General features: G+C 48.7%; 19 protein-coding genes. 13 read left to right on the forward strand and 6 right to left on the reverse strand.

From position 1 onward, the window contains the following. Positions 1-21 precede the first annotated feature (21 nt). The 3 genes from IQ260_RS01280 to IQ260_RS01290 form a co-directional block, all read right to left on the reverse strand. Positions 22-2,463, reverse strand: a complete 2,442-nt coding sequence (locus IQ260_RS01280) for a methyl-accepting chemotaxis protein (protein WP_193990090.1) — start codon at positions 2,461-2,463, stop codon at positions 22-24. Between the two features lie 95 nt (positions 2,464-2,558). Then, positions 2,559-3,086 (reverse strand): chemotaxis protein CheW, encoded by a 528-nt coding sequence (locus tag IQ260_RS01285; RefSeq protein WP_193990092.1) that lies wholly within the window; start codon positions 3,084-3,086, stop codon positions 2,559-2,561. Between the two features lie 30 nt (positions 3,087-3,116). Continuing rightward, positions 3,117-3,482: a response regulator gene (locus IQ260_RS01290; RefSeq protein WP_193990094.1), complete on the reverse strand. Its 366-nt coding sequence runs from the start codon at positions 3,480-3,482 to the stop codon at positions 3,117-3,119. Between the two features lie 402 nt (positions 3,483-3,884). Between IQ260_RS01290 and IQ260_RS01295 the strand changes: the two genes are divergently transcribed. Together IQ260_RS01295 and IQ260_RS01300 are read left to right on the forward strand one after the other, a co-directional pair. Beyond that, entirely contained in the window at positions 3,885-4,967 is a 1,083-nt protein-coding gene (locus IQ260_RS01295) for a taurine ABC transporter substrate-binding protein (protein WP_193990096.1), read from the forward strand. Positions 4,968-5,158: 191 nt separating this feature from the next. Continuing rightward, positions 5,159-5,953 carry a formylglycine-generating enzyme family protein gene (locus tag IQ260_RS01300; protein ID WP_193990098.1) on the forward strand — a complete coding sequence of 265 codons (795 nt, stop codon included), beginning with the start codon at positions 5,159-5,161 and terminating at the stop codon, positions 5,951-5,953. A gap of 111 nt (positions 5,954-6,064) precedes the next feature. Here the strand turns inward: IQ260_RS01300 and IQ260_RS01305 are convergent, their stop codons facing one another. Beyond that, the gene (locus tag IQ260_RS01305) at positions 6,065-6,619 is read right to left on the reverse strand and encodes a hypothetical protein (protein WP_193990100.1); all 555 of its coding nucleotides are present in this window, start codon (positions 6,617-6,619) and stop codon (positions 6,065-6,067) included. 144 nt (positions 6,620-6,763) lie between these two features. Between IQ260_RS01305 and IQ260_RS01310 the strand changes: the two genes are divergently transcribed. The 9 genes from IQ260_RS01310 (at position 6,764) to IQ260_RS01345 (ending at position 19,537) form a co-directional block, all read left to right on the forward strand. Beyond that, a complete protein-coding gene (locus IQ260_RS01310; RefSeq protein ID WP_193990102.1) occupies positions 6,764-8,728 on the forward strand; it encodes a phosphorylase family protein in 1,965 nt (654 codons plus the stop codon). 4 nt (positions 8,729-8,732) lie between these two features. Then, a complete protein-coding gene (locus IQ260_RS30785) occupies positions 8,733-9,155 on the forward strand; it encodes an ATP-binding protein (RefSeq protein WP_228015344.1) in 423 nt (140 codons plus the stop codon). Between the two features lie 58 nt (positions 9,156-9,213). After that, complete coding sequence (locus IQ260_RS30790; RefSeq protein WP_228015345.1) at positions 9,214-9,936, forward strand: MoxR family ATPase; 723 nt, start codon at positions 9,214-9,216, stop codon at positions 9,934-9,936. Next, positions 9,933-12,629, forward strand: coding sequence for a formylglycine-generating enzyme family protein (locus IQ260_RS01320; protein ID WP_193990104.1), 2,697 nt, complete (start codon positions 9,933-9,935; stop codon positions 12,627-12,629). The genes IQ260_RS30790 and IQ260_RS01320 overlap by 4 nt, the downstream gene beginning before the upstream one ends. A gap of 60 nt (positions 12,630-12,689) precedes the next feature. Continuing rightward, entirely contained in the window at positions 12,690-13,520 is an 831-nt protein-coding gene (locus IQ260_RS01325; RefSeq protein ID WP_193990106.1) for a formylglycine-generating enzyme family protein, read from the forward strand. A 184-nt stretch (positions 13,521-13,704) separates the two neighbouring features. Further along, positions 13,705-14,580 (forward strand): RnfABCDGE type electron transport complex subunit D, encoded by an 876-nt coding sequence (locus tag IQ260_RS01330; protein ID WP_193990108.1) that lies wholly within the window; start codon positions 13,705-13,707, stop codon positions 14,578-14,580. Positions 14,581-14,772: 192 nt separating this feature from the next. Then, positions 14,773-16,260 carry a DUF2330 domain-containing protein gene (locus IQ260_RS01335; RefSeq protein WP_193990111.1) on the forward strand — a complete coding sequence of 496 codons (1,488 nt, stop codon included), beginning with the start codon at positions 14,773-14,775 and terminating at the stop codon, positions 16,258-16,260. Positions 16,261-16,322: 62 nt separating this feature from the next. Beyond that, a complete protein-coding gene (locus tag IQ260_RS01340) occupies positions 16,323-18,092 on the forward strand; it encodes an ABC transporter substrate-binding protein (RefSeq protein WP_193990112.1) in 1,770 nt (589 codons plus the stop codon). A gap of 275 nt (positions 18,093-18,367) precedes the next feature. Next, positions 18,368-19,537 carry a pentapeptide repeat-containing protein gene (locus IQ260_RS01345; protein WP_193990114.1) on the forward strand — a complete coding sequence of 390 codons (1,170 nt, stop codon included), beginning with the start codon at positions 18,368-18,370 and terminating at the stop codon, positions 19,535-19,537. Between the two features lie 53 nt (positions 19,538-19,590). On the opposite strand, the gene IQ260_RS01350 is transcribed toward IQ260_RS01345, so the two are convergent. Both IQ260_RS01350 and sufR read right to left on the reverse strand, forming a co-directional pair. Beyond that, a complete protein-coding gene (locus tag IQ260_RS01350) occupies positions 19,591-19,869 on the reverse strand; it encodes a hypothetical protein (RefSeq protein ID WP_193990116.1) in 279 nt (92 codons plus the stop codon). Between the two features lie 44 nt (positions 19,870-19,913). Beyond that, a complete protein-coding gene (sufR, locus tag IQ260_RS01355) occupies positions 19,914-20,549 on the reverse strand; it encodes an iron-sulfur cluster biosynthesis transcriptional regulator SufR (protein ID WP_193990118.1) in 636 nt (211 codons plus the stop codon). A 179-nt stretch (positions 20,550-20,728) separates the two neighbouring features. Between sufR and IQ260_RS01360 the strand changes: the two genes are divergently transcribed. Both IQ260_RS01360 and sufB read left to right on the forward strand, forming a co-directional pair. Next, positions 20,729-21,088 (forward strand): ferredoxin-thioredoxin reductase catalytic domain-containing protein, encoded by a 360-nt coding sequence (locus IQ260_RS01360; RefSeq protein ID WP_193990120.1) that lies wholly within the window; start codon positions 20,729-20,731, stop codon positions 21,086-21,088. Positions 21,089-21,205: 117 nt separating this feature from the next. Then, entirely contained in the window at positions 21,206-22,642 is a 1,437-nt protein-coding gene (gene sufB / locus IQ260_RS01365) for a Fe-S cluster assembly protein SufB (protein ID WP_193990122.1), read from the forward strand. Positions 22,643-22,648: the final 6 nt, after the last annotated feature.

Here is a 22,648-nt window from a genome sequence, read left to right on the forward strand (position 1 = left end):
AGTGGTGACTGAGCTTTTGGCCTAATCTTCTAGCTTGAACTGTTCTACCGATGCTTTGAGAGACTGGGCAATTTGAACAGTTGCTTGAATAGATTGAGCCATTTGGTTAGATGATTGAGAACGTTGTTCAGAGCCTTGAGCAACCTCCTTAACAAGTTCTGTAACTGCTGCCGATGACTCAGTCTGATATTGGGTAGAGGCAGAAATCTGCCGCATCAGCTGATTAATTTGCTCAGATTTTGTTAGAACTTCGGTTAGCTGTTCTTTAGTAGCCTCTACAAGATTGGTACTATCGACTACCTGGGCTGTTCCAGTTTCAATAGACTTTACTAGCATCTGGGTTTCTGTTTGAATACTGGCGACAACCTGAGCAATTTCTTTAGTGGCCGAGGATGATTGTTCTGCTAGTGAACCAACCTGCTCAGCAACTGCTGTAAATCCTTCACCCATTTCTCCAGCCCGAGCGGCCTCAACACTGGCGTTAACCGCTAAGAGGTTGGTTTTGAGGGCGATTTCATCAATCAAATTTACAGTCTGTGAAATTTTTTGCGCAGACTCCCCTAATCGCTTGATTTTTTTAGCCGTTTCTCCCACCGTCAAACGCAGCTCTAGAATACTATCGACCGTTTGATCCATGGACGTTGACCCGGCTTTAACGGTGGTGTAGGTAGCTTGAGTCAGCCGAGAGGCTTCTCCAGCGTTGGTAGCTACTTCCTGAATTGATGCTGAAATATCTTCAACAGCCTCCATGGTATTTTGCAGAGATTCTGCTTCGGCTACGGCCTGAACGGCTAACTCACGAACAATGCTCTCATTGCCGCTCAGAGCACTGGTCACTTGACCAGTTGACGATTTTACCTGTCGGGCTGTGAAACGTAAATTTTCGATAATCGAGTTAAATAGGTCAGCCACAATGCCAACGTCCCCCTCTGACAGCTGGGCTCGTACCCGGAGGTCGCCATCGGCGGCATCGCCGACATCCTCCATCAGCTGAGAGATCTCATTTTCTAGCAGCTCGCGCTGCCGTTCCTGTTCAGCAGCTGCATCTTGCTGTTGTTTTAACAGGCTTTGGATTTGACTTAAGAGTTGATTAAAACCCTGCCCTAATGTACGAGTCTCAATGGTACCTGCTAGGCGCGCTCTAACACCTAATCTGCCAGCAGCGGCAGATTCTGCTGTCGTTGTTAAAGCCTGTAGAGGCATGGCTAACTGACGCGACAACACAACCAATACGCCAGTCGCTAAGATGGCTAAGATCAGTGTGGTGCTGCCAAATAACCGGAGTAGATCATTCCCAGCTGATTGCACGTCAGTTGTATCTACCGCTGCGATCGCAACCCACTCTGTTCCAGGAATAGTAGTCAGGCTATAGTGCTGATTATTTAACGCTACCGAAGCGTTCAAAATAGTGTTCTTCTCGGTCGTACTGAGCCATTCTAGGTCCACAGCAAGATTGGGTGAATCCACTTCTGCTCTAAGATTAGAAATGATTTCTGCCAACGGTTGATCAGGATTCTTAAGTGCCCGATCTAGCTGTTGAGCTACACCAAAAATAATCTCTCCACCCGTCACCGACTTGGATGAATCAACAATATTGGTTTGGTCAATCGGCTCTCCATCTTGTACAGTGATAGAACTAAATACTGAGCCTGTAGGCGTGTCGAGCAGCTGAATAGTTTGAGTTCCTTTCAAATTGGTTGTCAAAATATCAGCTAACTTAGTATTTAAGGAATCAGTGGGGGTCAATGCCTTAATCACTCCCAAAAATTCGCCAGTAGCTGGGTCTTTAATTGCTTGGGATAAGGGTACTCCAAACACACCTGAGGACTCATCAAGTTCCGGTGAACCGACATATTGACCTTTTTGGTCAGCCTGTTGCCACCAGATTTCATCGCGCTGTACAAAGTCAGATGTAGGCTGACTGTAAGCAATATTAAATCCGTGACGTTCAGTAAAAAAGAGTTCACCAAATCCTTCTGCTTCAACCACTTCTCTAAGATATTGGTTGAGTGTAGCGTTGGGTTGTAATAGCTTAAAAGCGGAAAATTTCTTTTCTAATTGATCGATGGGCTGTGTATGTAATTCTTCTGCCGCAGATTTTTCCCCGCCAGTTTTGAGTGCTTGGAGTACCGCTGGGCTGAGCCCAACAACCTCAGGTAGCTTTAGCGTATCCTCAATGTAGTTGGTGGCCGTTTCAGCCGCCAGGGTAGACTCTAGGCGCAAGGTTGCCAGGAGTTCTGTCTGTGCTTTTTGTTTTACTGTCCGAAAGCCTAGTGCTCCAGCCACAACGAGAGGGATTAGCGTTGTCGGCAAGATAAAGGTTAAAAGTCGGTTGGTTAGCGTAGTGCCTTTTTTTAACTGTTTCTGACCACGTTCTTTGTTTGCTTGTACGGCCTTAGTATTGGCAGTGAGTGACTGAGATTGGGCTGAGTGATCAGAAAAAGTGGACTCGGGAGAAATCATAGTAATTTGGACAAGAACGAGTGGACAAAAAAGACAAATCCGCTAATCTACGCAACAATTAACAGTTGACCAAATAAGACCAGTCAAATATCTGATCAATCTGTACTCACAAGAGCATCAACATTGAGTAGAAACGTTTGCTCTCCTTGATGTTTAAACCAGCCTTGGCAATAGGGTTGAAGTTCAGGCACAATATCGTCTGCTTCAAAATTCACCTCTTCTGGGTGTAACCGTAGAGTCGTTTGGATCTGCTGAACGCTCAACCCTAACAATAAAGAATTAGGGTTTTGATGAGTGATGTCTGGCAGTCCTACAACAACAACATTATGATGTCGTATGCGTTTGTTTCCCTGGGTTAGGTTGAGCCGCTGGGCTAGGTCTAACACCCAGAAGACCTGACTACGGTTTCCCATCAGCCCTAAAGTGTAGGCTGGCATGTTGGGAATGGGAGTAATACTGATGGTGGAAAGACGTAGGGTTTCTACTATTCTGGTCAGAGGAACGGCCGCGTATAGAGACGACGACAAACAAAATCGTAGATAAAGTTCTCCCGTCTGGCGTTTTGAGCTAAAGACTTCAGGTAGTAGGCTCTGCAGTCTTTCAAAGGTGGTTTCAGTTTGCATGGGTCGAAAAAGAGGCCACAGAAATCTAATTTAGACTTCGACAGAACGAACAACGTCAACCAACTGTTCTTCGGTACAGGGTTTAACTACATAAGCGGCTATACCTTGCTTTTTTGCCCAGGTTTGATCTATTTTGCGTCCTTTCGTTGTACAAGCAATTACAGGAATGTCAGCGGTTTCAGGTGCTCTCTTTAGAGTGCGGCACAGCTCTAAACCAGTTACTTCTGGCATCACTAAGTCGGTAACAATAATGTCTGGCTTGTTTGCCTTGATCTGTTCTAGTGCGATCGCACCGCTTTCTGCCGTTGCTACCTGATATCCAGCACGCGATAAATAGTTAGACATCAGATCAAGCTGAGATTGCATATCATCAATAACAAGTATTGTTTTGGCCATGGTTAGATCCTAGTTATAACGGTCGAAACGATGTCTGATCCTGGGACGCATCAATCTGTGAGACGCTGGCAGGCTATACACATGCGAGCCAGGCCTATCTTCTAGATCAGCCACCTGGCAGGCGTTGCTAATCTCTGGCAGGTCTCATCTCAGAAGTCTCGCCAAGTAGCATTTATATCAGAATGAATAGTGCTAGAGTACCCGGTTATTCTATTGCGGCAACAATAGCTGATAATGACTCATCCTTACAGAGATCGACAAACAAAATAAAGGTCTAAGGTTGCTAGATAGAACGCTAGATTTGACATGCTTGAGGGAACGTTAGAGTCGCATTTCATGATTCTAATTTTTGGGGGTGATTAATCTCACACCTCAGTGAATACACCAATGAGGACACGCCCTATGTTTTTTGAACGACTTCCATCTAAGCAGCTACACCGCAGACAATTCAATCTACTGCTGGCTGGATTAGGATTGGCTCTAACATTTAGTGCTTGCACCCCCAAAGCAAAAAACACTTCGGCAACGGGTGCCATGCCAGATGAGATTCGTATTGGCTATCAAGTCATTCCCAATGCCGAGCTGCTAGCGAAAGCTGAGGGCTTAGTTGAAGAGAGTTTACCCAACACTAAGGTCAGTTGGATTCAGTATAGCTCTGGTGGCGATGTCAACCAAGCTATGGTAGCTGGAGATATCGATATGGGGTTAGTTGGATCTGTCCCTGTATCTACTGGAATTGCTACAGAGCTACCTTATCAGGTGTATTTTATTCACGATATTATCGGTGCCAATGAAGCTTTAGCTGTGCGTACTGACTCTGGCATTGTCCGACTAGAAGACATCAAAGGGAAGAAAATAGCTGTTCCTTTTGGTTCAACCACTCACTTCAGTCTGTTATCTACTCTCAAAGAAAATGGTATTCAGCCTAGCGAACTAGACATTATTAATATGACGCCTGAGGCGATTGCATCGGCTTGGAACAAGAATGAAATTGACGGTAGTTTTATTTGGCACCCTACCTTAGGTAATCTTTTAGAGAATAAGGGAATTGTCCTTACATCGGCTAAGCAGCTAGCAGCAGAAGGAATTATCACAGCTGATTTGGCCGTTGTGCATAGAGATTTTGTCAGCCAGTATCCTGACGCGCTTGTGAACTATGTATCAGCCCTAGATGCAGCTGTGGCACTGTACCGTAGTAACCCAGAAGCTGCAGCGACATCTTTGTCTAATGAACTAGGGTTAACCCCGGAACAAAGCCGAATCGCTATGGATGAACTAATTTGGTTAAGTGCAGATGAGCAAGCGAGTGCCAAGTATTTAGGTAATTCTGACTTGCCAGGAGCCTTAGCCAAGGTCCTCAAAGAATCAGCTGAATTTATGGTGAGTCAAGGCGCGATTCCACAGGCTCCGGATCTAGATACTTACAACGATGCGATTTACAGCACAGCTGTTAATGCTGCCAGCGATTCAGTGGCATCAAAATAAGAAAGACCAGTATATGAGGCTTAGTGACACAGTGACGAAGGTTTTGTATAATCTGCGAAGTTCAGCGCCTCTATTTGCAAGGCTCAGGTGCTGGATGCGAAAAGGTTGATTCGTCCTACGACTACTTGCCTGTCCCCTGCTAAGTAGTATTTGCATCTAGTTATTTTCTAATCCATGGTGATAGTGTGGCAATGTCTACCAGTAACCTGACTCTCCATCGCTATAAGCGGACGGGCAAAGGGTACAACGAAGCTCTGGGTAATGGGGTGGAGCTTGCCCTGATGCTGATTCCTGCTGGGGAATTTATGATGGGGGCGGCAGAGGATGAGACTGATAGTCGCGATGACGAACGTCCTCTGCATTTGGTAAAGGTGCCACAGTTCCTGATGGGACGATATCCGGTCACCCAGGCCCAATGGAAGGCGGTGGCCGAATATGAACAAGTTGAGCGTAAGTTAGATCCTGATCCTTCTAGATTTAAAGGGGATAACCGTCCGGTGGAGCAGGTGTCTTGGTACGAGGCGGTAGAGTTCTGTAAGCGACTTTCGTCCAGGACAGGTCGGGAATATGGATTGCCGAGCGAAGCAGAGTGGGAATATGCCTGTCGGGCAGAAACTGAGACACCGTTTCATTTTGGGAAGATCATTACAGTTGAAGTCGCTAACTTTTTCAGTAGTGATTCAAAGAGAGAATATAAAGGAGAGACTACACCTATAGATTATTTTGGTATAGCCAACGCTTTTGGCTTGTGTGATATGCATGGCAATGTATTGGAATGGTGCCAGGATCAGTGGCATGATAACTATGAGCAAGCACCGACCGATGGAAGTGCTTGGTTGAGCAGTGATGAGAGCGCTTCAAGTGTGCTACGCGGTGGTTCCTGGTACCACTCTCCGGGGTATTGTCGCTCCGCCTCTCGTAGCTACTATGCGCCTGTTAACCGTCACTTCAGTATCGGTTTTCGAGTAGTATGTCATGCCCCGTAGGCGTTAGCCTTCTCGAAGAGTGGACTCTTTAGTAACACTCTTTCTCTTTTACTCTTTTACTCTCTTTGGTTCGTGGCGCCTCGATTTTTTGGCTAGGAGATTGTTCTAACGTTAATGCCCTTTAGCTAAGTCAGCATAATCTGCGATCCTGAGTCCTAAAATGATCAGAAAAATCGCCTCAATTGCCGAGAGGATGATGGTAAAAGCCGATACTGTTGAAGCTAGGATCCAGAAAACAATCAGAGCCATGAGTCCTGAAACTACAAAGGTAATTTGGTCGATGACGAGTTGAGTATACTTCCGGCGTTTGCGACGTGGGTCATCGCGGTGGGCTGTTTCCCAGCCAAATAGATACTGCTCGTCAGCTGAGCCGCCGATGAGGTCGGATATGCGTTTTTCAAGGGTGTGTCGGACGTAGCGACCGATGGCTGATATTTTTTCGTCGTTGATCAGGTAGGTCCAGCCCATGACGAGGCATACCCAGGGAATGACTAGAAAGGCATTGTAGCCTTGGGTATTTGTGAAGGCAAAGGATGCGATCGCACCAAAAAGCCCCAGCGTAACGTACAGCAGATTATCTCGGAAGCCAATCCGCATGCTTTGTTCGGCTTTTAGGACTCTGTACTCGTCCATTAAAATTTGTAGGGTCTGCTCGTTGCGGTCCATGGGCTTAGAAACGTAGGATGTGTCAGATTAATTGTGTCGATTCATTGTGAAAGCTAAGCGATTTCACTGAAAATTTCCAGAATCTGGGTAAGTTGCGTTGTATCGACCAAAATAGATGTGACTCAGATTATTCGTTAGCAAGCAATGGCTCAAGACAACCTGCGTGCAGTCATTCTTACGGCAATATCCACTGAATTTAAGGCCGTCAGGACATTTCTGTCCGATAGCCAGCAGGTTAAGCACCCAGAAGGTAACGTTTATCAAAAGGGCATCTTCAAAGCTAACAATCGAACTTGGACAGTTGGTATCGCACAGATTGGCAAAGGCGATGCTGTTGCCTCATTGCAGACCGAGAGAGCTATTTCATACTTTGACCCTCACGTGATTTTTTTCGTTGGGGTTGCAGGAGGTCTGAAGGACGTGGATATCGGCGATGTCGTCGTATCTACCAAAATATATGGCTATGAATTTGGCAAAGCTGAAAAAGCCTTTAAAACCCGCTCCGAAATAGGGCTGAGTGCTTTTGCATTGGAGGAATTAGCTAACGCAGAGGTCAATAGCGAGCAACCAGCTTGGCTAGAACAATTGAAACCTGCTTCTAATCCCTTGCCCAACGCATACGTTGGCCCGATTGCTGCCGGAGAAAAAGTAATTGCATCTAAAGAGTCCAGCGTATATCAACTGCTATCTGCTCATTACAGTGATGCCCTTGCTGTAGAAATGGAAGGCTTTGGCTTTTTACTGGCAGTGCAAAAACGCCAGCGACCGGTCTCAGCTATTGTGGTACGAGGCATTTCTGATCTGCTCGAAAATAAAAATGATGATCCGAATCAACCATCAGAAAAAATAAGGCAAGCGATGGCATCGCGTCATGCCAGTGCTTTTGCTTTTCAACTTCTGGCAAACTTTGAACCCCATGTCAGTTTCGTGGGACCTCAACCTGTCTTACGTAAGGTCGAGTCTGAGGTGTGGGATGAATTATTTTCGTATTTTCAAGAGTCAGAATTACCGATCATTGCCCCATTGTGTCAGGAGGCGTTTGAGGATGTGTTGACACCAGAGCAACGGGACCCGTATCCAGAATTGAGTCAATTGGATACCCTGCAAAAACTACGCACTGTCTTTGAGCGTAGAGATGATCTATCGCTTGGGGTCACTTGGGTGAGACGTGTGATTCATGAGTTTGAAAATTCGTCTGAGGAAGTAGAGGCACTATCTGGGTTACATGCCCTTCAAGGTTGGTACAATATTCGTAAACCCTCTCAACCGGAGGCTGAACCCGAAAAAAAGTCTCCAGGCTATCTTCTCATTGCCCTCGATCCTCAAGATGACGAAGATAATGTAGCGTTTACGGCTGAACTTCATAACTCTGATGGCACCATTGACACCAGCCTTGTACCTCCAGGGGCAAAATGTTCTATAGATCAGCCGTCAAAGCACTTGTCTAAGGCTATTAACAAGGCTGGCAGAGATGTCAAAACAGTTGAATTCTTTTTGTCTTGGCAGCATTTTGATAGGCCGGTACATGAGTGGCAAATTCCAAGAGGTATGGGACAGTCTCAGCCACTAAAATGGATTAGAAGTACGTTAGTTCGCTCTCTGGATCGTCTGACCCAAGACGATGACGAATTAGTAGATGAATGGCTCGATAACCTGCAAGATCGTTGGAAACGTTTGCAAGATTCGGGTGCTGTAAAATTAGGTGATTATTGCCATGAGGTTGAGGGATTAGACTGCCAAGCATTGGGCACAAACTTATTACAGCAATCTCGATATCTAATGCTCAAGTTCTTATCCGTACTACCCGAAGATCGTGACGATTTACGGCAACTCCTTGGCATACTACTTGAGTCCGGAATACCTATCTGGTGCTGGTTATACAATGATTATGCAGATACTAAAGAACTGTCAGAAGCTATTGATAAGCTCTTAGCCTTAGAGAATCTTCAAGAACCTGCCACCCTAGCTAATGCTATGCGTGAGGAACGTGGCAATAATTTGCCTGATTTAGGCTTACTATGCGATTGTCCGGCTCGGTTACCAGTTTTGGTGGACTGGAAAAACGGTCGTCTGCGTCAGCCTACTGTCGAGTCCCCTATGTCTGCTTAGTGCTATGTCTGACTGGAAATTTTTTACGGGGGGTCTCAATACAGATGATCATCCCCAACAAAGTCCACTGGAGCCCATCACTGAGCGGCCTGCTTGGCGGCAGTTTATGTCGACAGCAGATTTCAATACCGATTGGCGTGAGGCGAGCCAGACACGTTGGACTGAGCTACGGAGTGAGCAACGGTTAGATACTCGGTCTCGGGAACGAGGACAAAGCTTTCGCATTCGGCAGGCAGGCCAATCGGAAATTCTGACAGCCGTTAACTCAGCGTTAGCCTTACGACGCCCGCTTTTGATTACAGGCAATCCAGGATCGGGCAAAACGTCGCTGGCCTACGCCATTGCCTACGAACTTCAACTAGGGCCAGTGCTACTGTGGCCCATTACCACTCGGGCAAAATTATTCAGATGCACTGTACCAGTATGATGCCATTGCCCGTCTGCAAGACACCCAATTTGATAAATCGGAACTAGAACTCCAAATTTTGTTAGCTCAGGCTGATAACAAGACACCAGATCGCCAAAAAATAGACGAACTCAAACAGGGGCGTAGTCTGGGAGACTACATTCAGCTCGGCCCTGTAGGAACAGCATTTTTACCCTCCCATTTGCCTCGGGTGCTGTTGATTGATGAAGTAGACAAAAGCGAACTGAATTTGCCCAACGATCTGCTCAATTTGTTCGAGGAAGGCAGCTATGAAATTCCTGAACTCGTCCGCCAAAAGAGTGATGAGCGGGTATCGGTCAGAACGGCAGACGATCAGTTACCTGCAGGCATTGTAAAGGGCAGGGTCACCTGTTACGAATTTCCCCTAGTAATTATGACCAGTAATGGAGAGCGAGACTTTCCGCCTGCATTTCTAAGACGCTGTTTGCGTATCAATATGCCGGATCCTGACAACAGCGATGTTCTAGAAAAAATTGTGGGAGCCCACTTTCAGCGTGGAGATAAAGCAAAAACCAACTGGAACCAGCTTAAAGAGCAGATAAATCCCCTTATTGTTGAATTTGCTAATGATTTGAAGCGAAAAAAGGCTTCTATGGCAACGGATCAGCTGCTGAATCTGGTCTATATGGTACGTCAGTGCCAGCTCACAGCAGCAGAAGTGCTCGAACAGGATAATAATGAAGATGCCAAAGATACCGAATTAGAGATGATCAAAGGTATTTTGCTGCGCCGTTTGACCGGTGATATGGGTGGCAAATGAATACGGAACGGTTTGTCGAAGCCCTGGGTGAGTATGCGCTGAATCCGACTGAGATTGCGGATATTCTCTGGCTGGCTCTGCAACAACCACGTATAGATGTTGAACCGGTCCCTGAAGAAAAGGACTTGCCTACAGCTGATGACGCGGATACGGAGACATTAGACACTAGTACGCCACCAGCTGATCCTCCCGAGGAGGATGACAATGGGGATGATGATGAACAAGCCAATGATAAATCTGCCGATATTGCATCAGTTCCTCCAGGTACGCTACCACGCGAGGCTTTGCCCATTTCTGTACCTGATGCTGGACTTTTAGAAGAAACACTACCATTGGTACGGGCTCTAAGACCGCTACTCAAGCAAATTGAGTCTGAGACCGTTAGCCATGTGGATGAAGCCGCTACCGTCGATCACATCGCGGAAACTGATATTTGGTCACCGATTCTTGAATGCGATCGCGAACCCTGGTTTGAGGTAGCCCTGGTGATTGATGGCAGTGCTGGCATGGCCCTATGGCAACGGTTAATTCAAGATATTCAGCGACTGTTGCGGTGTTATGGGTCATTTCGTGACTTTCGTGTGTGGGAACTGGTGTTCAAAGATGGACAGGTGGGAATATGTGCCTTGCCTGACGGCTCTGTGCGAAGTCCCAGGGCCTTACTTTCCCCTAACGGTTGCCGGTTAACCCTAGTGTTTAGTGACTGTACAGCAGACTACTGGTGGAATGGCTCTTTGCAACCCGTATTGGCCCTATGGGGGCAGTCAATGCCAACTGCCATTTGGCAGGTACTACCTGACTGGATGTGGAAACGAACTGCCCTGGGAGTTGGTGAATATGTGGCTATACGTAATCGTATTCCAGGGGCTACAAATCACGACTTAAAGCCGACGTATTTATCGCTGCGATCGCCACGCTTAGCGAAACAGAGTATAGATAGTACGCCAGCTTCTGAGGCTGCTATCTGTCTACCAGTGATTACGACAGAGCCGTCATCGATTGGGGCCTGGAGTCGCATGCTATCAGGCGATCGACGTCAATCAACACCAGGGTTTGTCTTACCTGCCTCGGGGTGGGAGCAGGTGAGTGAGCGCTTAGCCAATGACTCAGATGAGCGCTTAAAGCAATTTCGACTGCGAGCTACACCGGAGGCTCGACGTCTGGCAGCCTTGTTATCGGCAGCCCCGGTGATCACCCTGCCGGTGATGCGTCTGATTAAAGCGGCTATGTTAAAAGAGTCATCATCGCCATTGCCAGTAGCGGAGGTGTTTTTAGGGGGATTACTACAGCGATCTACTGACCAGTCTGATATAGATAATGCAGAGTTAGTACAATACGACTTTTCCAGCGAAACCCGAGACAGTCTATTGGATATCCTGCCACCAGTAGAAGCCATCCAGGTTATTGATGCGGTATCTGAGCATGTGGCGGAGCGATTGAACTATACCCTGGCCGATTTTCGAGCCCTGTTGTTATCGCCGGAGCTAAGGGCTGAGGCTGATCAGTATGGTCTCAAAACGTTTGCTAAGGTTACGGCCCAGATTCTGCGCACCTTAGGCAGTGAGTATGCAGAATTAGCTAGGCGTCTGGATCCTAAGCCCCTTCAAGAACCTGGTATTGAGAAAGAGTGGCCTGACTTTGAGCTGCAAAACGTTGAATACGAGGTTGCTGAGTTCCTAGATTTTCCAGCACTGCAAACCCTGGAGTATGAAACAGTACAACTTCAACTAGAGGAGGAACCAGGCTTTCCACCGCTACAGGCTAAGGAAGTGGACGTGGTCACCATTGTTCTAGAAAAACCGACGGGGGCCATTCCCGATACAGAGATTAAAGCCTTTAGCTTCGATGTTGCCACCGTTGAACGTAAGGGGCTAATCCGGTGGCAATGGGAGGTTCGTACTGAGAAACGGCAGGCTGAGCGATATCGCGAACGATTAGACAATGATGTGTTCATCAAGATGGTGGCGATTCCGGCAGGTAGCTTTGTGATGGGTTCACCTGGTGATGAGCCAGAAAGCTCTAAGCAAGAAGGGCCACAGCACGATGTGAGGGTCAAGGAGTTCTTTATGGCGCAATATCCCGTTACCCAGGCTCAATGGCGCTTTGTGGCCAGGTTACCCCAGATTGAATGGACTTTAGAGGCTGAGCCTGCAAATTTTAAGGGAAGTAATCGCCCGGTCGAGCGCGTTTCTTGGTATGAATCCGTGGAATTTTGCCAGCGGCTGTCAGCCCATACGAGGCGTGCATATGAGCTACCCACAGAAGCAGAGTGGGAATATGCTTGTCGGGCAGGGACTATCACACCATTTCATTTTGGAGACATGATTACCACCGATATTGCTAACTACAATGGGAATCGTGTCTATAACGATGGCCTTCAGGGGCGATATCGAGCACAAACCACCCATGTCCAGCAGTTTAAGGTGGCTAATGCCTTTGGCCTGTACGATATGCATGGGAATGTATGGGAGTGGTGCCAGGACCATTGGCATACCAATTACGAAGGAGCCCCGACTGATGGCAGTGCTTGGTTAACCAACAACAAAAAATCTAAGTGTATAGTACGCGGCGGCTCCTGGTTTAACGATCCGCGGTTTTGTCGCTCTGCATCTCGCAACGCCAGAACGACCGACGACCGGTATAACCCTGTTGGTTTTCGAGTAGTATGTCATGCTCCGAGGACTCTTTTGTAATCCTTTTTCTCTTTTTACCCTCTTACTTTCTACGGTGCGGAGCGCCTCGTTTTTTGAGTTATGGCCACATTGTCAGAACAACCCAAAATTTCTTATGACCGACGCCGAGAAACGATCCAGTTCTTTGCCGAAGTCCTAGATGAAAACCTGAACATAGAGATGGTGCAGATTCCAGCAGGCACATTTACGATGGGTTCTCCAGAGGATGAACTAGAGCGATTCAACAGCGAAGGGCCACAGCATAATGTGACGGTTAAGGAATTCTTTATGGGACAATATCCTGTCACCAAAGCTCAATGGCGGTTCGTGGCCGGGTTGCCCCAGATTGAGCAAACTCTGGAGATCGATCCTTCTAACTTCAAGGGGGATAACCTGCCAGTGGAGCAGGTGTCCTGGTATGACGCTGTAGAGTTCTGTAGGCGGCTGTCAGCCCATATGGGACGTGAGTATGGGCTACCCACAGAAGCAGAGTGGGAGTACGCTTGTCGAGCAGGCACCACCACCCCATTTCATTTTGGGCAAATGATCACGACCCAAGTGGTTAACTACGCTGGCGCTTCCTACGCAGGTGGACCAGAAGGTGAATTCAGGGAAAAAACTACCCCTGTTGATCACTTTGGTATAGCGAATGCCTTTGGTCTGTGTGATATGCATGGGAATGTGTGGGAGTGGTGCCAAGACCATTGGCATGACAATTACAAAAGAGCCCCGACTGATGGCAGTGTTTGGTTAACTAGTGAGATTAGTTCTAGTCGTGTAGTACGCGGCGGCTCCTGGAACGACACTCCGAGGAATTGTCGCTCCGCTTCTCGCAACCTTGATGCGCCCGACCTCCGCTTCAACGATATCGGATTTCGCGTAGTATGTCATGCCCCGAGGGCTCTTCAGTAACACTCTTTTTCTTTTACTCTTTTATCCTCTTTGGTGAGTAACACCTTGATTTATAGAGCCCATTTGAGACCTTTTAGGGTTTCACGAAAATGCTAAATAGCATCGTTGCATTTTCTGTAACTCAGGAGTCATTGAGGGTCTGCTTCAGCCATACTAGCAGCCATACCCGTATGGAAAGCAGCCTATGAATATCGCTAGGATTCGACACCGTTTTTACTTTTTGAAAGACGCACGAGACTATCAGATTGTGTGTTTGAGCTTATTTTTGGCGATGGGTGTCGCGATGCGCGACTGGTCGCTACAGCCAGCCATTGTGGCTACGGCAGTCTTCACAGCTTTGATGAGCCAGGGCGTGCTGACGTGGCTGATGTCGCAAACGTCATTATCAACAGAACCGCTACAAATAACTGACTTTAACTGGCGTAGTCCATTGATTACGGCACTGGGACTAAGTTTGCTGCTGCGCACCGACCATATGGCTACGATGATGCTGGCGGCTGGGGTTGCGATCGCAAGCAAATTCCTCTTCAAAACCAACGACAAGCACTTCTTTAACCCAGCCAATCTGGGCATTATCGCCGCCCTTACCCTCACCAACGATGCCTGGGTATCACCGGGACAGTGGGGCGACGAGATTTGGTACGGTTTAATCTTTTTAGGTGCTGGCGGCATGGTGCTCAAGCGGGTAGGTCGCTGGGACACCACCGGTATGTTTTTAGCCAGCTACGCACTGCTGGAGGCCATCCGTAACGTCTATCTTGGCTGGACCTGGGATGTATGGGCACACCGGATGATGAGCGGTTCATTGTTGTTGTTTGCCCTATTTATGGTGACCGATCCAAGGTCGATTCCCAATGCACGACCGGCAAGGCTGATTTGGGCGTTGGCGATTGCGGTACTGACGTTTGTTTTGCGCAATCAGTTTTATCTATCGACGGCTGTTTTTTGGGCGCTGTTTGTCCTAGCTCCGTTGACTGTTGTATTAGATAAGCTATGGGAGTCTCCCAGGTTTGAATGGAGACAGTTTGGGAAAAAAGAATTACCCGTTTTGGGTGCCTAAAAGAGTTTCTGTCTGTTGAGTTTTGGATTCAGCAGCTGGCCGATGTAGACCGGACTATTTCCGTAGGAAACGCTTCGCGGCCTGCCCATGCCCATAGGGCTATACAACTTCGCTCAGCCCTCACGTCTGAATATAGCTGGCTTCGACTCCGCTCAGCCAGCTCTTATACCTGTTAATTTCGGAGAATTACTCATGTTGAATCTGTTGCGAATGGGAGTGGTCGCAATCATTACCATTGCCACTTTGTTTATCCACCCCCAACCTGCCCATGCCTTTTGCGGCTTCTATGTCGCTAAGGCCGACACCGAGCTGTATAACAAAGCGTCCCAAGTCGCCATTGCCCGCGATGGTAACCACACCGTCCTCACCATGGGTAATGACTACCAGGGGGATGTCAGCGACTTTGCCCTGGTGGTGCCGGTACCCACCATCATCGGCGAAGACCAGGTTGACGTGGCTGAGTCAGTGGTTCTAGATCGTCTGGATGCCTTTAGCGCCCCGCGTCTAGTGGAATATTTTGATAATGACCCCTGTGAGATTATGTACGGGTTCGCAGAAAACGATCTCGCAGGGGTTGCCCGCAATCGCGTTCCGGCTTCAGCGTCCCCTGCACCTGAGTCATCAGAATCTCTGGGAGTGACCATCGAAGAACAATTCTCGGCAGGAGAATACGACATTCTGATCCTCAGCGCTCGCGAGTCAGACGGGTTAGAAACCTGGCTGCGACAAAATCAGTATCAGCTGCCCGACGGCGCTAGTCAGGTACTAGCCCCCTATATTCGTCAGGGCATGAAGTTCTTTGTGGCCAGGGTCAATCTAGAGGAGTTTGACAGCAGCGGCTATCAGGCCCTGCGGCCGCTACAGATTACCTATGACTCACCCAAGTTTATGCTGCCAATTCGGCTGGGTATGCTCAACGCCGATGGCGATCAGGACTTAATTGTCTATTTACTGTCGCCGGAGGGACGCATTGAGCTGACCAACTACCGCACGGTGAATATTCCCACAGACATTGATCTCCCCCTGTTTGTCCAGGATGACTTTGGCAGCGTCTATCCAGAAATGTTCCAGCGGCGCTATGAGCAAGAAAATAAGAAAGTGGCATTTTTAGAATATGCCTGGGATATGCGCGGCTGTGACCCTTGCTCCGCTCCAGTGTTGAGTCCGGCTGAGTTAGAAGCAGCGGGTGTTGGCTGGCTGAATTCTCCGCCCCAGCAGCGACGGCCTAATCCGGGATCCGTTATTGCTCCTCCCGTCCCGCCTCGGCCAACGTCTATATTTATCTCTCGACTCCATGTGCGCTACAGCCGCGACAAGTTTCCTGAGGATCTGATATTTCAAACGACGTCTAACCGTCAGTTTTTCCAGGGACGCTATGTCACGCGCCATGCCTTTACCGGTAGCCTTGACTGTCCGGCACGCCTGCGGGAGGACTATCCCACCCCTGAAGCACGCAGTCAGCTCGAGGATTGGACCGGCCAACCCTATCGTGACATTGTCAACAATGCTCACGATCGAGGACGGGACTATTTACGTAGCTTAATGGCCCGTTTTGAACGGGAGTCTCAAAACCTGGCCCGCTTGACGGGGCGCGATATTCAATCGATTCGTCAGCGCATTAGTGATGAGGTACCCCAGCCGACGCCGTCTCCCTGGCTAATTCGGTATCCCAAAAGCTAGGTTCGCCTGTCAAACCGCTAGAATAGCTAGAAATTGTGTCTGGCTGTTCTAGCGACTTTTCTATGGGCTTTCGTATGTTTCGCAGGTGGTCTTACTGGCTAATGGGCTTGGTGATGGTGGTTGCGATCGCAAGCTGCTCTTTAGACAACTTTAAAGCCAGCGATACCGAATCATCGCGGCTGGTTTACAGTATCCTCAGCGATCCCAAAACCTTTAATTATCCTCTCAGCAGCGAGCGACCCAATATTTTTGGGCTTACCTACAAGGGGCTAATTATGGAAAACTACGAAACGGGTGAAATTGAACCAGAACTGGCCGAATCTTGGCAGTTTTCAGAGGATGGCCTGGCTATCACCTATACCCTGAGAGACAACCTTAAATGGTCTGACGGCGAACCCCTGACGGCTGAAGATGTTCTGTTTACCTATAACGACATCTTCTTAAACGACAAAATCCCCACCCAAATTCGCGACATCTTACGTATTGGTGAGGCCGGTCTGCTTCCTACGGTAACGAAACTTAGCGAACGCCAGATCAAATTTGAGGTCCCTGAACCCTTCGCTCCATTTTTGCGAAATACCGGGGTCAAGATCATGCCGAAGCATGTCCTGGCCGATAGCCTCACTCAAACCGATTCCAATGGTAATCCATTGTTTTTATCCACCTGGGGTACCAGCACACCGCCTCAAGAAATTGTGGTCAACGGACCTTACCGTCTCAAGGCGTTTACCCCCGGTGAACGAGTCGTCTTTGAGCGCAATCCTTACTATTGGCGTACTGATACCGCTGGCAATCCTCAGCCCTACATCGAAGAAATTGTCTGGCAGGTAGTCGAATCTCAAGATGGCGAGTTTGTACAGTTTCGCTCCGGCGGTCTGGACCTGACCACCGTTAAGCCCGACAACTTCTCCCTGCTTAAACGCGAGGAAGAGCGAGGCAACTTCACCATTTATAACGGTGGACCCGCTGCCGGTAGTCTGTTTATTTCTTTTAATCTTAACCAAGGGTCCCGCAATGGTAAGCCTTTGGTTGACCCGATCAAGTCTCGCTGGTTTAACACCCTGGAGTTTCGCCAGGCGGTAGCCCATGCCATCGACCGGCCCACGATGCTTAACAACATCTATCAGGGCCTAGGAGTGCTACAGGATTCTCCGATTTTTCCCCTCAGCCCCTACTCCGCTAGCCCAGAAGAAGACGGTATTCGTGCCTATGAATACAATCTCGAAAAAGCTAAAGAGCTACTTCTATCGGCTGGTTTTGACTACAACGACAGTAACCAGCTAGTCGATGCGGACGGCAACCCAGTGCGATTTACCCTGATTACCAACGCAGGCAATAAGGTCCGTGAAGCCCTGGGTGCCCAAATTAAGCAGGATCTGAGCAAAATCGGGATCACAGTAGACTTTACCCCCATCAGCTGGGGCTCCCTAGTGGAAAAACTAGGTGACAGTCTGGAGTGGGACTGCCATTTGATTAGCTTTGGAGGTGGCCTAGAACCCAACGGTGGCTCCAATGTGTGGAACCCGGACGGAGGTCTGCATGCGTTCAACCAAAAACCGCTACCGGGTCAAGACCCGCTTGAAGGCCGAGTCGTTGCCGACTGGGAAGCCAGAATCGGTCAGCTGTATCTCCAGGGGGCACAAGAACTCGATGAAGCGAAGCGACGTGAGATCTACGTAGAAGCCCAGCGCATTGCCCAGGAGAACCTGCCATTTATCTATTTGATTAACCAGTACTCGATGGCCGCTATTCGGAATAAAGTCGAGAACATCAAATACTCCCCACTGGGAGCACTGTGGAACATTTACGAAATTAATCTATCCCAAGACTAGTTTGTAAATAAATGGTCCACTTTGATACAGAATCGCAATGGACCCTTAAGGGAATTGGAGGTTATAGGGCAAGCAGCTTCTACAGTGGTCATAATCTGCGTACAGAATAGACGTTTATCCAACTTCCACTTTATTGACCTTATTGAGATATCCATTCAATTGATACGCCTAGCATTCACCCTTAAACTGGCAACTGTACGGCAGCACCTTCTGGATCGATCCCAGGACTGTTTGTATCGACTAACCGCTCCGTCACCGCTTTTATAACTCTACCTATGGACGATATCGCGAAAGCCTATACCGTACTGGAGTTAGAGCCCGGTGCTTCACTCTCAGACGTCAATCAGGCTTACAAAGACCTGGTATTTATCTGGCATCCGGATCGGATTCCAGCGGATAACGCACGGCTACGCGATAAGGCCCAAGATAAGCTCAAACGTCTGAATAACGCCCGCAGTCGCCTAAAGCAATACCTGCGTGACGGCCCATCGACAGCGGAAAAATCTAAAAAGACGAGCAACTACAATCCTGAGCGCTATGGTAGTAGCCGCTATCGCTCCTACAGCCGCTACACTCGTCCCTATGGCTACGGCAGCAGCAGCAGCGCGTCAGGGTCTACCACCACCGCTGCTCAGAATGGCAACAGCCGACCGACCGACACCTATCGCGCTGATAACGGCCGGGCTAATAACGGACGATCTGGTTATAGCAACGGCAACGGCGCAGCTCCATCCAACGGATCTGCCGCTGCCCAAAACAGCACCGCAGCGTCCAATGGGTCTGCAGCATCTAACGGCAATGGTGCTAAAAACGGGTCTGACTATAGCTCAACTAACCGCCATAGTGTCACGAATAGTAACAGCACCGCTAATGGCCATAGCCCAACGACTAGCGGTCAGGGTAATGGCAACAGGCCGACGACCGGTACAAATGGCAGCAGGACGCGCCGCAGCATTGAGCGTGATGCCGCTGCCCATAGCCCCATGCCTCGCCCTGTCACCGACGGCTATGCCGACTACATCTACCAGGTTCCCCAGCCCACTCCCTACACGCCACCCCCAAAATCCCCGGCTCGCAGAAATCCTGATTTGGAAGGGTCTGATTTTAAGGGGGCCAACCTTAAGGAAAAGGACTTTTCAGGGCGAAACCTGAGTAAATCTAATCTAGAGGGGGCAGACCTCAGCGATGCGTTTTTACATAAGGTCAACCTTAATCAGGCCAATCTCCACAAGGCTAAGCTGTTTCGGGCCAACCTGTTGCAGGCAAATCTAAGCCATGCCAACCTGCGGGAAGCGAACCTAATTGGTGCTGATCTTAGCGGCTCGGACCTGAGTGGAGCCGATCTCAGCGGAGCTATTGTCGGCTATGGCGACAAGATTATGGTCAAACTCACGGCGGCCAGGCTAACGGGAACGATTATGCCCAACGGCAATATTCATGAATAAATGAACCTGAATAGATAGACCTGAATCAATGGATATCTGGACTGCCGCCCGGCTTAACCTGGCATATCCTCTAGGTTGGTTGCATCCCACTTAAGGACTGAGGCATTGACCCCTTGCTCCTGTTTCCGTTTAGAGTCAGCCTCAAACCAACCAATAATCTGTGCTGTGGTTAGCTGATCGACCGAGACGTCAAGATCCTTGGCAATAAAGGCCAGTAGCTTTGCCGTCGATAGGGTTAACCGGGTCAGAAATTTTTCCGGCGTCGTTAGCAGAGCTTTATCCACGTCTGCAGACTCTTCCGGAGATAAAAACTGTAGGGTTTGGTCAAACATAAGGATTTAATGACATTGAGCACCATGGCATACCGTTGGCAAAATTATTTTTTCTGAATTCGGTAGCCACAAAGATTTTCCCCCCGCACCAGCCAATGCGTCCGTTCTACCTGGCAGTCAGGCAGAGCTACGGCGAACATGGCTAACTCGTGACCACAGACAGCCGGGTAGGATGCGGCCACCTCGGAAATGGCACAGTTGTACTCAGTAATGATGTAGGTATCTTCATCATCACCAGCATGGAGTTCGGCCATGTAGCCTTCAGCCTGGCGTAGTTCTACTAAGTGCTGGACCCGCTCGGGTAGCGAACCGTTGCCTAAGGTTTCACAGTAATGCTGGGCCTTGCGCTGCCACTGCTGCCGGAGGATAATGCCCACCTGCTCAGCCCCGACGGTTTCTGTCAGGGTGTCCAGCAGTGATACGGCAAACTGATCGTACTGGGATGGAAACTGGGCTCGACCTTTTGAGCTGAGCTGGTAAATATAGTTGGGACGGCCCATGCCCGATTGCATGGCCTGGTGCTCCACCAGTTCCTCAGCCTGCAAATCTTTGAGATGCCGACGAATCGCCTGGGGACTGACCCCCAAACTTTCCGCCAGGGTCTGTGCTGTCGCCTGACCTGATTTCAGTAAGAACTGGAGGATATCGTCCTTTGTGGATGGCTGCTGCAATGACATCATCGGCCCTGAAGTTGCGATCGCAATATTACAGACTGTAAATGGTAAAACTAACTGTCCCTACTTTAACAACATACATGTTGCTAAAGTCTGCCAGCTCGATTACTCTTTAAAAAGAGTTAAGCAACCTGCGTGTTGTTTAATTATAGAATCATCTGGTTGTCTCAGCATCCCATTCACCCATGAGCATAAGTAAACCAACACAGGCCACAGACAAAAGCCTTGAGCTGATGCGGAATTTTGCCCAAAGCTATGCGAAGCGCACGGGCACTTATTTTTGTGCTGACCTCGGTGTGACCTCAGTGGTGCTAGAGGGGTTAGCAAAACATAAGGATGACTTTGGCGCACCCTTATGCCCCTGTCGTCACTACGAAGACAAGGAAGCTGAAGTCAAAAGTACCTATTGGAATTGCCCTTGTGTACCCATGCAGGAACGACAGGAATGTCACTGCATGTTGTTCTTAACAGAGGACAATGCGTTTGCTGGCAAAGACCAGGAAATCTCGTTTGAGCGTATTCGCACTGAAACTAATAAATACTAGATATCTCGGCGATGAGCTTGAGGTTTAGTCGTTCCCTGTAGTCCGGCACATCTAGCAGATTAGCTCAATACATCTAACTCCCCGTTCACCCCCTCTCCTCAGCCTTCTTGGTTAACCATGAGCACTAGCGTTCAATCTGTTGTTAGTCAGCCCTACAAGTACGGATTTGTCACAGACGTAGAATCCGATGTCATCCCTCGTGGGCTGAGTGAAGACATCATTCGTCTGATTTCTCAGAAAAAGAACGAGCCGGACTTCATGCTAGAGTTCCGACTCAAAGCCTATCGACAGTGGCTCAAGATGACCGAGCCCACGTGGCCCAATGTCAACTATGAGCCCATCAACTATCAGGACATCATCTACTACTCCGCTCCCAAGCAAAACGAAAAGCTTAAGAGCCTGGATGAGGTAGACCCAGAGATCCTAGCCACCTTTGAAAAGCTGGGACTGCCGCTATCGGAACAAAAGCGTCTTTCTAATGTGGCAGTTGATGCTGTTTTTGACAGTGTTTCCATCGCCACCACGTTTAAAGAAGAGCTAGCTGAGCACGGCATCATTTTTTGCTCGATTTCAGAGGCTGTTAAAGATCATCCAGACCTGATTAAGAAGTATCTGGGCAGCGTTGTGCCGTCGGCTGATAACTACTTTACGGCTCTAAACTCAGCCGTTTTTAGCGATGGGTCTTTTGTTTACATCCCTGAAAACACCCAGTGTCCGATGGATCTGTCCACCTATTTCCGCATCAATAACGGAGACTCGGGACAGTTTGAGCGCACCTTGGTGATTGCTGATAAGGGTAGCTCGGTAACTTACTTAGAGGGCTGTACCGCTCCCATGTACGACAGCAATCAGCTGCATGCTGCCGTGGTGGAGCTAGTGGCCCTAGACGATGCCAAGATCGATTACTCCACGGTACAGAACTGGTTTGCTGGCGACAAGGATGGTAAGGGCGGTATCTATAACTTTGTCACCAAGCGCGGTCTGTGCTCAGGCAAGAATTCTAAAATTTCTTGGACCCAGGTAGAAACAGGTTCTGCCATTACCTGGAAATATCCTAGCTGTGTGCTGGTGGGTGACAACTCGGTTGGAGAGTTTTACTCAGTAGCCCTGACCAACAACATGCAGCAGGCCGATACGGGCACCAAGATGATCCATGTGGGCAAAAACACCCGCAGCACGATTATCTCCAAGGGCATTTCTGCAGGTAACTCTAAAAACAGCTATCGTGGTTTGGTTAAAGTCAATCCCAAAGCCGAGAACGCCCGCAACTACTCCCAGTGCGATTCCATGCTGATTGGTGATACCTCCAACGCCAATACGTTTCCCTATATCCAGGTCCAGAACAATACGGGGCAGGTAGAGCATGAAGCCTCCACCTCAAAAATTGGCGAAGACCAGCTATTTTACTTTGCCCAGCGTGGTATCTCTCCTGAAGATGCCATCTCTATGCTCATCAGCGGCTTCTGTCGCGATGTATTTAACAAGCTCCCCATGGAGTTTGCCGCTGAAGCCGATAAGCTGCTGGCCCTGAAGTTAGAAAACTCTGTTGGTTAGCGCTCC

The sequence above is a fragment of the Leptolyngbya cf. ectocarpi LEGE 11479 genome (assembly GCF_015207065.1).
Classification (GTDB): Bacteria; Cyanobacteriota; Cyanobacteriia; order Phormidesmidales; family Phormidesmidaceae; genus Leptothoe; species Leptothoe ectocarpi.

Coding starts and splice junctions, on each gene's coding strand:
- IQ260_RS01350 (WP_193990116.1), bottom strand. CDS start 19,869: ATGTTTGACCAAACCCTACAGTTTTTATCTCCGGAAGAGTCTGCAGAC.
- IQ260_RS30785 (WP_228015344.1), top strand. CDS start 8,733: ATGTCTGACTGGAAATTTTTTACGGGGGGTCTCAATACAGATGATCAT.
- IQ260_RS01290 (WP_193990094.1), bottom strand. CDS start 3,482: ATGGCCAAAACAATACTTGTTATTGATGATATGCAATCTCAGCTTGAT.
- IQ260_RS01340 (WP_193990112.1), top strand. CDS start 16,323: ATGGGCTTTCGTATGTTTCGCAGGTGGTCTTACTGGCTAATGGGCTTG.
- IQ260_RS01320 (WP_193990104.1), top strand. CDS start 9,933: ATGAATACGGAACGGTTTGTCGAAGCCCTGGGTGAGTATGCGCTGAAT.
- sufR (WP_193990118.1), bottom strand. CDS start 20,549: ATGATGTCATTGCAGCAGCCATCCACAAAGGACGATATCCTCCAGTTC.
- IQ260_RS01310 (WP_193990102.1), top strand. CDS start 6,764: ATGGCTCAAGACAACCTGCGTGCAGTCATTCTTACGGCAATATCCACT.
- IQ260_RS01285 (WP_193990092.1), bottom strand. CDS start 3,086: ATGCAAACTGAAACCACCTTTGAAAGACTGCAGAGCCTACTACCTGAA.
- IQ260_RS01360 (WP_193990120.1), top strand. CDS start 20,729: ATGAGCATAAGTAAACCAACACAGGCCACAGACAAAAGCCTTGAGCTG.
- IQ260_RS01345 (WP_193990114.1), top strand. CDS start 18,368: ATGGACGATATCGCGAAAGCCTATACCGTACTGGAGTTAGAGCCCGGT.
- IQ260_RS01325 (WP_193990106.1), top strand. CDS start 12,690: ATGGCCACATTGTCAGAACAACCCAAAATTTCTTATGACCGACGCCGA.
- sufB (WP_193990122.1), top strand. CDS start 21,206: ATGAGCACTAGCGTTCAATCTGTTGTTAGTCAGCCCTACAAGTACGGA.
- IQ260_RS01335 (WP_193990111.1), top strand. CDS start 14,773: ATGTTGAATCTGTTGCGAATGGGAGTGGTCGCAATCATTACCATTGCC.
- IQ260_RS01300 (WP_193990098.1), top strand. CDS start 5,159: ATGTCTACCAGTAACCTGACTCTCCATCGCTATAAGCGGACGGGCAAA.
- IQ260_RS01330 (WP_193990108.1), top strand. CDS start 13,705: ATGAATATCGCTAGGATTCGACACCGTTTTTACTTTTTGAAAGACGCA.
- IQ260_RS01305 (WP_193990100.1), bottom strand. CDS start 6,619: ATGGACCGCAACGAGCAGACCCTACAAATTTTAATGGACGAGTACAGA.
- IQ260_RS01295 (WP_193990096.1), top strand. CDS start 3,885: ATGTTTTTTGAACGACTTCCATCTAAGCAGCTACACCGCAGACAATTC.
- IQ260_RS01280 (WP_193990090.1), bottom strand. CDS start 2,463: ATGATTTCTCCCGAGTCCACTTTTTCTGATCACTCAGCCCAATCTCAG.